This is a genomic window from Streptomyces sp. NPDC005070 (assembly GCF_053600395.1).
Genome location: NZ_JBSFZS010000006.1, coordinates 43,062 through 54,744, shown reverse-complemented (window position 1 = coordinate 54,744; position 11,683 = coordinate 43,062). Strand labels below are relative to the sequence as shown.

The 11,683-nt window shown below is 72.8% G+C and carries 8 protein-coding genes; 6 read left to right on the top strand and 2 right to left on the bottom strand.

What is annotated here, in order from left to right; translation table 11 throughout:
* Positions 1 to 169 precede the first annotated feature (169 nt).
* From ACWEBX_RS03890 to ACWEBX_RS03880, 3 genes are all read left to right on the top strand, one after another.
* Positions 170 to 793: a TetR/AcrR family transcriptional regulator gene (locus tag ACWEBX_RS03890; RefSeq protein WP_451883304.1), complete on the top strand. Its 624-nt coding sequence runs from the start codon at positions 170 to 172 to the stop codon at positions 791 to 793.
* Positions 794 to 1,031: 238 nt separating this feature from the next.
* The gene (locus ACWEBX_RS03885) at positions 1,032 to 1,733 is read left to right on the top strand and encodes a ribonuclease HII (RefSeq protein ID WP_389841119.1); all 702 of its coding nucleotides are present in this window, start codon (positions 1,032 to 1,034) and stop codon (positions 1,731 to 1,733) included.
* Positions 1,734 to 1,801: 68 nt separating this feature from the next.
* Positions 1,802 to 2,428 carry a hypothetical protein gene (locus ACWEBX_RS03880; RefSeq protein WP_451883303.1) on the top strand — a complete coding sequence of 209 codons (627 nt, stop codon included), beginning with the start codon at positions 1,802 to 1,804 and terminating at the stop codon, positions 2,426 to 2,428.
* Positions 2,429 to 2,889: 461 nt separating this feature from the next.
* On the opposite strand, the gene ACWEBX_RS03875 is transcribed toward ACWEBX_RS03880, so the two are convergent.
* Both ACWEBX_RS03875 and ACWEBX_RS03870 read right to left on the bottom strand, forming a co-directional pair.
* Complete coding sequence (locus tag ACWEBX_RS03875) at positions 2,890 to 3,516, bottom strand: hypothetical protein (RefSeq protein ID WP_451883302.1); 627 nt, start codon at positions 3,514 to 3,516, stop codon at positions 2,890 to 2,892.
* A gap of 223 nt (positions 3,517 to 3,739) precedes the next feature.
* Complete coding sequence (locus tag ACWEBX_RS03870) at positions 3,740 to 5,944, bottom strand: RecQ family ATP-dependent DNA helicase (protein WP_451883301.1); 2,205 nt, start codon at positions 5,942 to 5,944, stop codon at positions 3,740 to 3,742.
* A gap of 132 nt (positions 5,945 to 6,076) precedes the next feature.
* Between ACWEBX_RS03870 and ACWEBX_RS03865 the strand changes: the two genes are divergently transcribed.
* The 3 genes from ACWEBX_RS03865 (at position 6,077) to ACWEBX_RS03855 (ending at position 11,640) form a co-directional block, all read left to right on the top strand.
* Positions 6,077 to 8,134 carry a DUF4192 family protein gene (locus ACWEBX_RS03865; RefSeq protein ID WP_451883300.1) on the top strand — a complete coding sequence of 686 codons (2,058 nt, stop codon included), beginning with the start codon at positions 6,077 to 6,079 and terminating at the stop codon, positions 8,132 to 8,134.
* Positions 8,135 to 8,781: 647 nt separating this feature from the next.
* Positions 8,782 to 10,755, top strand: a complete 1,974-nt coding sequence (locus tag ACWEBX_RS03860; protein WP_451883351.1) for a glycogen debranching N-terminal domain-containing protein — start codon at positions 8,782 to 8,784, stop codon at positions 10,753 to 10,755.
* Between the two features lie 126 nt (positions 10,756 to 10,881).
* A complete protein-coding gene (locus ACWEBX_RS03855) occupies positions 10,882 to 11,640 on the top strand; it encodes an NUDIX hydrolase (protein WP_326785084.1) in 759 nt (252 codons plus the stop codon).
* The last annotated feature ends 43 nt before the right edge of the window (positions 11,641 to 11,683 follow it).

Here is an 11,683-nt window from a genome sequence, read left to right as displayed (position 1 = left end):
TTAGTGAACGCGTGCGTTCACTTGCGCGTCAACGGTAGTGACTCCCCGTCAGTGAACGCAAGCGTTCACTGAAGTCGCTGCCCGACGCGGACGATCCGGTCACGCGCACCCCCGCCCGAAAGCCCGAACCTCCCTGAATACCGCTCCCCTGTACGACGGAGACACTCTGATGGTTACTTCGCGTTGGACGGCCGCCCCCGCTCAGGCGCCCCCCTCGCGCCGTCGCGGCGCCGTGCTCGAGCGCGCGATCCTGGAAGCCGCCCTGGAACAGCTCGGCGCGGTCGGCTGGAACGGCCTCACCATGGAGGGGGTGGCCGCAGGCGCGCAGACCGGCAAGGCCGCGGTCTACCGCCGGTGGCCCTCGAAGGCGGACCTGGTCGCGGACGCCCTCCAGGCCGGACTGCCGGACCTGACGCGAGCTCCCGACCTCGGCAGCGTCCGGGAGGATTTGCTGCAGGTGTGCCGGCGGGTGCGCGAGGCGATGTTCTCGCCGCCGGGAATCGCACTTCGCTCAGTGCTTCACGAATGCGATGTGAGGCAGGCGGAGCGCTTCAATCTGGTCATCCGTGGCAGGGTCGTCGAACCCACGCTGCGTCTGCTCCGTGAGGTCGTTCAGCGGGGTATCGAACGGGGTGAGGTGCGTCCCGAGGCCGCGAACTCGTACGTCTTCGACGCCGTCCCGGCCATGATGATGTACCGCGCCAAGGTGTGCGCGAGCGAATGGAGCGAGCTGGATCTCCAGGAGATGATCGACCAGATGATGGTCCCGCTGCTGTGTGTACGGGTGGGCTGATCCGGCTGTGAGGGTCATCGGACCGGCCTGATCTTGTCGGCCGACCGGCGTGCGCGGGGTCGTCCGACCTGTTCGTGCAGGCCGGCGGGCCCGCAGCGTAGGGCTGAGCTGGCCGGCGTGCGCGGGTGTGCTCCGACGGCGTGTGCGGGTCGGCTCCGCCGGTGCCGGGGAGGGCTTTCCGGCGGCCCGGGGACCTGGGTGTCGCGGGGGGCTCCGGGCGGCGTAGTCTGAGGACGCCATGCCGTACGAACCCCCCACTCATACCGTCGAGCGCTCCCTCCGCGCCACGACCGGAGCGAAGGTCATTGCCGGTGTCGACGAGGTGGGGCGCGGTGCCTGGGCGGGCCCCGTCACCGTCTGCGCCGCCGTCACAGGACTGCGCCGCCCGCCCGAAGGGCTCACCGACTCCAAGCTCCTGACCGTCAAGCGCCGGACCGCGCTCGCCGTGGAGTTGGAGAAATGGGTGACGGCGTACGCCCTCGGGCACGCCTCCCCGGACGAGATCGACCGACTCGGTATGACGGCGGCGCTGCGCCTCGCGGCCGTGCGTGCCCTGGATGCCTTGCCGGTCCGCCCCGACGCGGTCATCCTCGACGGGAAGCACGACTATCTCGGGGCTCCCTGGAAGGTCCGTACGGTGATCAAGGGCGACCAGTCCTGCGTCGCCGTCGCGGCGGCCTCGGTGATCGCCAAAGTGCAGCGCGACAAAATGATGGCCGAACTGGGCATCGACCATGCAGACTTCGGCTTTGCGGCCAACGCCGGGTACCCGTCGCCGGTCCACAAAGCCGCGCTGGAGGAGCGGGGCCCCACCCCGTACCACCGGCTGTCGTGGGCGTATCTTGATGCGCTGCCCCAGTGGCGGCACCTCAAGAAGGCCCGCAGTTCGACGGACGGAAGCGTTCCGGAGATCGAAGGCCAGCTTGGCTTCGATTTCTGACGACTCCGTTCGCACTCATGTGCCACCCGCCGGGGCGATTCGCACCGGCGTTTGATAGATATCAGCTCATGCCTCTCCTTCCCGAGGAGCCTCAGATTCACGAGAGTGCCCAGGGTCCCCGCGTCACTCCGGCCAGTGGCCGAACCGCGCCGACCCCTCGCCCCGTACCCGGTCCCCGTCCCGCGGCCCCGCCGCGTCCCGGCCGTCCGGGTCCTGTCCGGCCGATGCCGGCCCAACGCACCCCGCGCGAGCCGGTCGTGGCCGCACCGGGGCCGTCCGTCAAGCCGGCCGCACCAGCGGCCGGCACCCCGCAGATCCAGCTCGTCCCGGCCTCGGCCGACGGTGCGCTGGACGCCGCGGAAGAAGCCCTCGACCTGCTGCTGGAGTCGGGCCGCGCCCCCGGTGAGGTGCTGGTGATCACCACCGGCGATCCGCACCCGTGGGCCGTGCACGAACTCTCCTTCGGTGAGGCCGCCTACTGGGCGCAGCACGACGCCGGCGACGACGTCTTCTACGTCGACGCCGCTGCCGCGCGCCGCGCCGCTTCCCGTCCCGTGGTCGTGGTCGCGGTCAACGGTGGTTCCGGCGAGGTCGCCGCGACCGCCCTGCCCCTGGCCCTCGGCCGGGCCGGTGCCCTGCTGATCGTCTGCGGCGACCCGGAGCAGATCAACTCGGTCCTGGCCGCCGGCGTCTGAGCGCGTTCCGGACCCGGTCCGGAACGCGCCCGGCGGGACGCTGAGGGTGCCGCCGCGGCGGCACCTGCACGGCGGTCCCTTCGGCGTACCCGCACGCGTCGAGTCCGCCCCGCACCCGTGGACCTGTTCGGCTCCCGGCTGATGTCGCAGCACGGAGTCCGACCGCTCCGCACGTGCGTCTTACCGGTTCAGCGCCCGCGCCTGCTCGGATCCTTCGCCCGGCATGGCGCGGTCACCCTGCGTGCACCGCACCGCTCGGTCTGGGCCGCGCCCTGCCGACGGCAGGGCAGGTGCATCGGCGTATGCCTATCGGTCGCCGAACATGGGCGCGCTCCGGATCGGGCCGCGCTCTACGCCGCACCGGTGCGCGAGCGGTACGGCCCTGCGGTTCGCCCCGGCCGGCCGTGCGTGGCCCGCCTTCCCCCGGAGGGACGGGCCACCGATCGTGACGGACCGGTCTCTCAGCGGGCGGCCGCCCGGCGCATCACCTCGGAGGCGACGCCCCCCGTGCGGGGCAGGGGCGGCAGCACCTCACCCAGGTAGAACTCCGGCGCCGACTCCGAATTGGGGCGCCGTCCGCCGCGGCCCTCGCCGAGGACCTGCCAGCCGTCACGTGTCAGTGTGATGTACGCACCGCACCGCAGCCCGTGGAGCGTGCAGGCATCGCGCAGTCCCCACATCCAGGCCCCGTCCTCCTCCGTCCAGCGCGCGTCGCCGTCCCGGCAGTACAGCAGGACGGCCGTGCGCGCGGGAGTGCGGCGCCGCAGGTCGTGCGGGATGACCCGGCGAAGCTGTGCAAGCAGCGCGTTGCGGAACATCCAGCCGTCCGCAGGTGCCGAACGCCGGGTGAAGGAGGCGCTCGCCATCAGCCGTTCGTCCTGGTCGAGCACCGCGACGACCGCGGTCGTCGGTCTGGGCCGGTGCCGGGCGTGAAGGCCGCTCACGACCTCACGGGGATCGCGCAGAAGCGGAATTCCGGCCGAGGCCCATTCGGCGGGTTCCAGCATGCGGGTCAGTGGGTTGGTGGAAGCGGCGGACAGGTCGGGAGACATGGTTGCCGCCGAGGACGGAGCGAATCCGAAGGTCACGGTCCTCCCTTCGGCTACGTGCCCGAACAGCGGGCGGGGTCGGACTTGGGGGATGGCACGCCGCAGCAGAGCCCTACCGGACCACGGGCAAACCGTGCGGGGAGCGGAGCTCAATTCTTCCTGTCGAACTGGGTTGCGGCAACGAGCAATTGGGGACACCGACCGTTTTCGGGCGATTAGCGTCCTATATACCTGCCCGGTGTTTCGAATGGCGACACGCGAGTCACGCCTGTACAGCGAGGACCAGCGGCAACACTGCCTGGGCACCCGCTCTGCGAAGCATCCGCGATGCCACCGCCAGCGTCCAGCCCGTGTCCGTGGCATCGTCCACCAGCAGTACCGGACCCTCCGTTTCTCTCAGGACGTCGGCCAGCCGCGGCGGCACGGTCAGGGCCCCGTCCAGCGCCTTGAGCCGCTGCGCGCTGTTGCTGCGGGAGATCTGGGCCGCCTCGCCGACGTACTCCACGGATCCCAGCAGCGGCAGCCGGCCGATCTCCGCGATCCGCGCGCCGAGCGAGTTGATCAGTTGCGGCCGCGAGCGCGAGGCGATGGTCACCACGCCGACCGGGCGAGGCGTCGCGTCGGGCTGCCCAGAGGCCCAGCCACCAGGGCCCTTCGCCCAGTCGGCCAGGACACCGACCACGGCCTGGGCCACGTCGTCCGGAACAGGCCCGTCCGGGGCCTGCGGGGCGAGCATCGGCCGCAGCCGGTTGCCCCAGCCGATGTCCGAGAGCCGTCCCAGGGCACGCCCCGGAGCGGCCTGTTCGCCGACCGGGATGCGGCCCTTCAGATCGACGCCGACCGCCGCCAGCCCGGTCGGCCACATCTTCCGGGGCTCGACCTCGACGCCCGCGCGGTCCAGCTCGCCGTTCGCCGCGTCCAGCGCGGCCGCGGACACGGACTCCTGGAACCGCCCGCCGGCGCAGTTGTCGCATCGCCCGCAGGGCGCGGCGCCCTCGTCGTCGAGCTGCCGCCGGAGGAACTCCATGCGGCAGCCGGTCGTCGACACGTAGTCGCGCATCGCCTGCTGCTCCGTCGCCCGCTGCTTGGCGACCCAGGCGTAGCGCTCGGTGTCGTACGTCCAGGGCATGCCGGTGGAGATCCAGCCGCCCTTGACCCGGTGCACGGCCCCGTCCACGTCGAGCACCTTGAGCATGGTCTCCAGGCGGGATCTGCGCAGCTCGACCAGCGGTTCCAGCGCGGGCAGGGAGAGCGGACGCTCGGCCCGGGCCAGGACGTCCAGGGTGCGCCGCACCTGCTCCTCCGGGGGGAAGGCGATCGAGGCGAAGTATTCCCAGATCGCCTGGTCCTCCTTCCCCGGCAGAAGCAGCACCTCGGCGTGCTCCACCCCGCGACCCGCGCGTCCCACCTGCTGGTAGTAGGCGATCGGGGAGGAGGGCGACCCCAGGTGCACCACGAAGCCGAGGTCGGGTTTGTCGAAGCCCATGCCCAGCGCCGACGTGGCGACCAGTGCCTTGACGCGATTGGCGAGCAGGTCCTCCTCGGCCTGCTGGCGATCGGCGTTCTCCGTCTTCCCGGTGTACGAGGCCACGGTGTACCCGCTCTGGCGCAGGAACGCGGTGACCTCCTCGGCCGCGGCCACGGTCAGCGTGTAGATGATTCCCGAGCCCGGCAGGTCGTTCAGATGCTCGGCGAGCCAGGCCATCCGGTGTGCGGCGTCCGGCAGCCGCAGCACAGCGAGGCTCAGGCTCTCCCGATCCAGGGGGCCGCGCAGCACCAGTGCGTCGGTGCTCACGCCGGTGCCGAGCTGCTCGGCGACATCGGCCGTCACGCGCGCGTTGGCCGTCGCGGTGGTGGCCAACACCGGGGTGTCGGGCGGGAGGTCGGCGAGCATGGTGCGCAGGCGGCGGTAGTCCGGCCGGAAATCGTGGCCCCAGTCGGAGATGCAGTGCGCCTCGTCCACCACCAGCAGTCCGGTGGCCGCTGCCAGCTTCGGCAGTACCTGGTCGCGGAAGTCGGGATTGTTCAGTCGTTCCGGACTCACGAGGAGGACGTCGACCTCGCTCGACGCCACCTCGGCCTGAATGGTCTCCCACTCCTCCGTGTTGGAGGAGTTGATCGTCCGCGCGCGGATTCCGGCGCGGGCCGCCGCCTCCACCTGGTTGCGCATCAGCGCGAGAAGCGGCGAGACGATCACCGTGGGCCCTGCGCCCATCTCGCGCAGCAGCGCGGTCGCGACGAAGTACACCGCGGACTTACCCCAGCCGGTGCGCTGCACGACCAGCGCTCTGCGCTTGTCGGCCACCAGCGCCTCGATGGCGCGCCACTGGTCCCCGCGCAGCCGCGCCTCGCCCGTCGGCGCGCCGACCAGGCGGGCCAGGACGGCGTCGGCCGTTGCCCGGAGTTCTTCGCGGGAGGTGTCGTGAGCGTTGTCGGGGGCTGTGGGTCGCGGGTCTGCGTTGGTCATGGCTCCATGCAACCGGATGGGTCCGACAATGCGCGAACGAGACGTCGAGCTGTGGACAACTTCTGTCGTGATCATGGTGACGGTTATCCACAGGTTAAACCGGAATCTCGCGATCCGCGGGATGGTCACCGCATGACGAATCACGACGAATCGACCGGCACGTCCGGCGACAAGAACATCAGCGCGGTCGGCGGATGCGGCTGGAACCCCGGGCGCGACCGATCAGGTGGTGAAGGCGGCGAAGGCGGCCAGGGTGACCGGAGCGGGCCGGGCGGCCGCGGCGACGGCGGCCACGGCGGCGAAGCGTGGAGTGATCCGGACGGCCGGTCCGGCGACGGGTCGGAGGGTCTGGACGGCCACTCCTGCGACGGGCTGGAGGGTCTGGACGGCCTCTCCGTCGGAGGGACGGACTGTCTGGACGGTCGCTCCCGCGACGGGTTGGACGGCGCGGGTGGCCGGTCAGGCGACCGTCGGGACGGTCCGGCCGGTTGGCCCGGGTACGGGGGCCGGTCCCGGGCGATTCGTCAGGTCGGCCCGGTGGTCCACGGCGGCACGGCCATTCCCGGCGAACTGCGCCACGGCGGCGACGCGGAGCATGTCCGCGACCGTCATCACGCGGACGGCATGGGCCTGCCGGGTGGAGAGCATCAGGTGACGCTCCGCACCCCGGCGGAGCTGGCCGACGCGCTGCCCTATCTCCTCGGATACCGCCCCGACGACAGCATCGTGCTGGTCGCCCTGCACGACCGGGAGCGACGGGGCCGGTTCGGAGGCCGGGCCCGCCTCGGCATTCCGGCCCACGCGGAGGACTGGCCGGCCGCCTCCGACCAACTCGCACAGGGACTGGTGAGGGGGAGCGAGCGCCGAGGTACCCGCCCCGGGAGCATGGTGGCGTACCTGTGCCAGGAACCCGGGCGCGGTGAATCGGGCCGGGACGTCATGGAACGTCTGCGCCCGCTCGCACAGCTACTGCGGACGGCCTGCGGACGTCTCGACGTGCCGGTGATCGAGGCACTCTGCATCTCCGACGGACGCTTCTGGACCTACACCTGCCCGGGGCAGGGATGCTGTCCGCCGGAAGGCACGTCGATGGGGCTGCCGGGCACGTCCGTCCTCGCCGCCGCCGCGACATACGCGGGCCTTCAGGTGCGCGGATCACTGAAGGAGCTGACAGCCAGGTTCCATCCCTGGGAGTCCACCGCCGCGCTGGGGCAGGAGGTCGCGCTCGACACGGCCAGCATCGCCCTCGTACCGAGGATCCTCATGGACGACAGCCGAACCGAGGTGGCCGAGGAAACCCTCGCCATGGCCCGGCGGATCAGGGACCGATTCGCCGCGGCCTTCCCCGTGTCGGGTACGCGCCCGTCGGACCTGCGCGACGACGGACTCCTGGAGAACGACGAGGCCGCCACATTGATTCTCGGCCTCCAGGACCGCACGACCCGCGACCGCGCCGCCGAGTGGATGGAGGGCGACGAGGCCGCCCCGGCGCTGCGCCTGTGGCGGGCACTGGCCCGTCGCTGTGTCGGCCCCTACCGCGAGCACGCCGCGGCACCCCTCACCCTCGCTGGTTGGGTCGCCTGGTCCATGGGCGACGAGCTGGAGGCGCGAGAGGCGCTCGCCATGGCACTCGGCGCCGATCCCGAGTACCTGTTCGCCCGCCTGCTCCACCAGGCCTGCAATGAGGGCCTGGATCCGGAATCCGTCCGCCGCTGTCTGCGCGCGGAGCGCACGAACAGCGACCTGACGGAGGCGGAACGGTCGACCGAGGCGGAGAGGGCGGTCGATACCGAGGGGTGGGTCGATACGGAACAACCGACCGACTCGGAACGCCCGGTCGACTCCGGCACGCCGATGCCGGTCGTCGGCCAGACGTCGCCCGGTTCCCCCGCGCTGGCCGACGCGCCCCGGAGGCCGACTCCCTCACCCTCGACGGCCACCCCGCAGATGAGGTCGGCCACCTCACCCTCGACGCCCGCCGCATCGCGCCGCTGCAGGCCTCGGTCAGCGGCGATCGGCGGCAGCCGACCGAGCCGGCGTGGCCCGGGGACCTCGAACCCCCAGGGGGGCCGCCCGACGGGCGATGTCTCACAGGCCGGAGACCGGTCACGGCGAGCGGCGGACCGGGCGGACGGCCGGCGGGGAGGGCGGGAGAACAGCGAGCGGCATGGTGCCGGGGAGGACGCGTGAGCGACCGGGGCGTAGCACGGCGGGAGAGGGCCGGGACACGGACGGGCCAGCCTTCTCTACCGGAGACAGCCCGGCCTTGTCGGCCGGAGACAGCCCGGCCTTCTCTGCCGAGGAGTGGCCGACTTTCTCGGGCTGGGTCCGGCTGGCCTTCTCGGTCGGGGCGGATCGGGATTCCCGGCGCCCCGAGGGTGGCCCGCCGCCCGATCCTGCCGTTGCCGGACGGTGCGTCTCCCGACGAGCCGGGGCACCACCCGCGCGGTCGGCGACCATCCGACCGGTGCCAGTGCCGGTGCGACCGGTGGCCGACAGCACCGCCATTCGGTCGGCTTCCTGGTCATACGCGTGACCCGGGACCGGGCTGGCCCGTTCACCTGAGTGGCGGAATCCGTGGCCGGATTGCGCCGCCGCAACGCCCCCGACCCCGCGGAGCCCCCACCCGGAGCCCAGCGCACTCCAGGCGCATCGAGCGCGGAGGAAGCCATCCCATGTCCATGCCCCATCCGTCCTCGGCGCCCGACGGCGGTCGTCCGTCCGGGCCCGAACCCGCACAGGCCGCCGGACGCGGGGGCGCTCCGGCGGCCTCGCGACCGGGCCGTGACGCCGGTGAGCCGTTCCTCCCGGCAGGGCGCGGCCCCGGCGCTCCCCGGATGCCCCTCCCCGTACCGGGCCGGCCGGCGGACCTGCCACCGGCCCACACCACGCTGATCTGTGCCGCCCTTCCCGGGCTGGTCATCTCGACGGAGGAAGGACAGCTCACCGGTCGTGGCCTCGAGGGCTTCTACATGGCGGGCCGACGGACTCTGTCCCGTTGCCTGGTACGGGTCGCGGGCCGGGAGCCGCTGGCGATGCAGGCCCGGATGCTCGCGGCCGACCGCGTCCGCTTCGTGGGTACGCTGCGCGCCTGCCCCGACACCGGCCCGGACCCGGACGTGATCGTCGAAAGAACCCGCCAGGCGGACGGCGTCGAAACGATCACCCTGCGCAGCTCGGCTCTTCGCGTCCTGCGCGTGCCCGTCGAGGTCGCCCTCGGGACGGACCTCGCGGAACTGGGCGACGTCGCCTCGGGCCGGGCAGGCGCCGAGCTGCCCGCCAGCGTCCACGGCGCCGGTCTGCGCTGGTCATGCCCCACGGGCCATGTGACCGTCTCCGCCGATCCGCCGCCCACAGACGCCCTGGCTTCGGCGGGACTGCTGCGCTGGGAGGTCGAACTGCCACCGGGGGGCACGCTCACGGTGGAACTGCGTGTCAGACCGGACGGCCAGGGGCCGGTCGGCGCGGTGGGCCGCGGCGCGGCAAGTCCGTTCGCCGAAGCCCGGGTGGTGAGCGACGAGTCCGGAGCCGAAGCGCTCCTGAGCACCTGCGTCGACGACCTTCGAGCCCTGCTGCTGCGCGACCCCCGGCACCCGGCCGACACCCACCTCGCGGCGGGAGCGCCCTGGCGCTGCGGGCTGGCGCCGGCCGAGGCACTGGCCGCGGCCCGGATGACCCTGCCGCTGGGCACTCGTCTCGCCGCGGGCACGCTGCGCACCCTCGCCCGGACCCAGGTCGCCGGTCCGGGACCGCATGCCGGACTGATCCCGGGACCGCTCCGGGACAGCGGGCCGCACCTGCCGCCCGGCTGCACGGCGACCGAGGCCACCCTGCTCTTCCCGGTGCTTCTCGCCGAGGCCTGGCGCTGGGGGATGGCCGAGCGGGAGGTGCAGGAGTTGCTGCCCGCGGCGGAGCGGTGCCTGGAGTGGCTGCGGACCACGATCGGCGACGGCACGTACCTGCCCGATCCGCAGCCGGGCGGACCCTTCCGCTGCGAGACGCAGGCACACGCGCATCGCGCTGCGCTGCTCGGTGCCGATCTGCTCGACGAGCACGGACGGACCGGCGGCACGGGGCTGCGGCAGTGGGCCCGGGCGATGCGAGGGGCGTTCCGCGACGACTTCTGGGTCGAGGACCAGGCCGGTGGCCGGCCTGCCGCCGCTCGCACCAAGGACGGGCGCCCCGTGCCCCAGCTCGGTTCGGGCGCCGCCCATCTCCTTGACACAGGTCTGTCGGGCGCGGGTGAGCACGCCCCCGGTCTGCTCGACAAGGTGCGGACCGAACAGCTCGCGCGGCTGCTCGGAGGTCCGGCCATGGACTCGGGCTGGGGGTTGCGCAGCCTCGGGGCGAAGGAGGCGGCGTACAACCCGTTCGGTCATCGCAGCGGGGCGGTGCGGGTCCACGAGACGGCCGTCGCCGTCACGGGGCTCGCCGCCGCGGGCCACGAGAAGGAGGCCGGCGCTCTCCTGCGTGGCGTACTGGCGGCGGCCGAGTCCTTCGGCGGCAGACTGCCCGAGATGTACGCGGGGGAGCAGCGCACGCGGGGGAGCACGCCGGTTCCTCATCCGGCCGCCTCCCGGCCCGCCGCCACGTCGGCCGCCGCAGGGGTGCTGCTGCTCTGCTCCCTGGCCGGGATCCGCCCCGATGCGCCCGCGGGCACGGTGACCCTGCGCCCGTTCCGGGCCGCGCCCCTGGGAGAGATCGCGCTGACGGGCCTGCGGATCTCGGGGGCCTCCTTCTCCGTGCGCGTCAGCAGGCTCGGGCTCGCCATGGTCGAGGAAGCGGGCGAGGGACTGCAGTTGGGGGTGTGACGCCGCGGGACGCGTCATCGACCGGATCCTGGGCGCTGGGCGCCGTACGGGACGGGAAGTTGATCAACCTGGGACCGGGCTCCCGAAGGAGGTGTTTATCGTCAGGAAGACGACTATGATCGCGGCATGCCCTACGACCCGTCAGCCTTTCCGCCCTTCGCCGTGACCGTGGACCTGGTCGTGCTGACCGTGCGCCGCCACGCCCTGTGCGCGCTGGCGGTACGGCGGGGCGAGCAGCCGTTCCAGGGGCGATGGGCGCTGCCCGGCGGATTCGTACGGACCGACGAGGACCTGGCGCAGGCCGCGGCGCGCGAGCTGGTCGAGGAGACGGGACTGTGCGCCCACGACCCCTCGGTGCCCGCGCAGGACAACGGCGCACACCTCGAGCAGCTCGCGACCTACGGTGACCCCAAGCGCGACCCCCGGATGCGGGTGGTGAGCGTCGCGCACCTCGCCCTCGCCCCCGACCTGCCCGCTCCCCGCGCGGGCGGAGACGCGAACAGCGCGCGCTGGGCGCCGGTCGAGGAACTGCTGCAACAGGGCGGATACGGGCGTGACGGGGAACAGGCGGCGCCCCTCGCCTTCGATCACGCGCAAATCCTCTCGGACGGTGTGGAGCGCGCCCGGTCCAAGATCGAGTATTCGTCGCTGGCGACCGCCTTCTGCCCGACGGAGTTCACCGTCGGCGAGCTGCGCCGTGTCTACGAGGCCGTGTGGGGCGTGGTGCTCGACCCGCGCAACTTCCACCGCAAGGTGACCGGTACGCCGGGCTTCCTCGTGCCCACCGGGGGCACGACCACGCGCCAGGGCGGCCGCCCCGCCCAGTTGTTCCGCGCGGGCGGCGCCACGCTGCTCAACCCGCCGATGCTGCGCCCCGAGGTCTGAGGAAGGCCGCGAACACGGTTCAGGGTGCCGGGACCTCGGCGCC

Bases quoted from the DNA above. Each gene is read 5' to 3' on its own strand.
- ACWEBX_RS03890 (WP_451883304.1), top strand. From the start codon at position 170: ATGGTTACTTCGCGTTGGACGGCCGCCCCCGCTCAGGCGCCCCCCTCG.
- ACWEBX_RS03885 (WP_389841119.1), top strand. From the start codon at position 1,032: ATGCCGTACGAACCCCCCACTCATACCGTCGAGCGCTCCCTCCGCGCC.
- ACWEBX_RS03880 (WP_451883303.1), top strand. From the start codon at position 1,802: ATGCCTCTCCTTCCCGAGGAGCCTCAGATTCACGAGAGTGCCCAGGGT.
- ACWEBX_RS03870 (WP_451883301.1), bottom strand. From the start codon at position 5,944: ATGACCAACGCAGACCCGCGACCCACAGCCCCCGACAACGCTCACGAC.
- ACWEBX_RS03865 (WP_451883300.1), top strand. From the start codon at position 6,077: ATGACGAATCACGACGAATCGACCGGCACGTCCGGCGACAAGAACATC.
- ACWEBX_RS03860 (WP_451883351.1), top strand. From the start codon at position 8,782: ATGCCCCTCCCCGTACCGGGCCGGCCGGCGGACCTGCCACCGGCCCAC.
- ACWEBX_RS03855 (WP_326785084.1), top strand. From the start codon at position 10,882: ATGCCCTACGACCCGTCAGCCTTTCCGCCCTTCGCCGTGACCGTGGAC.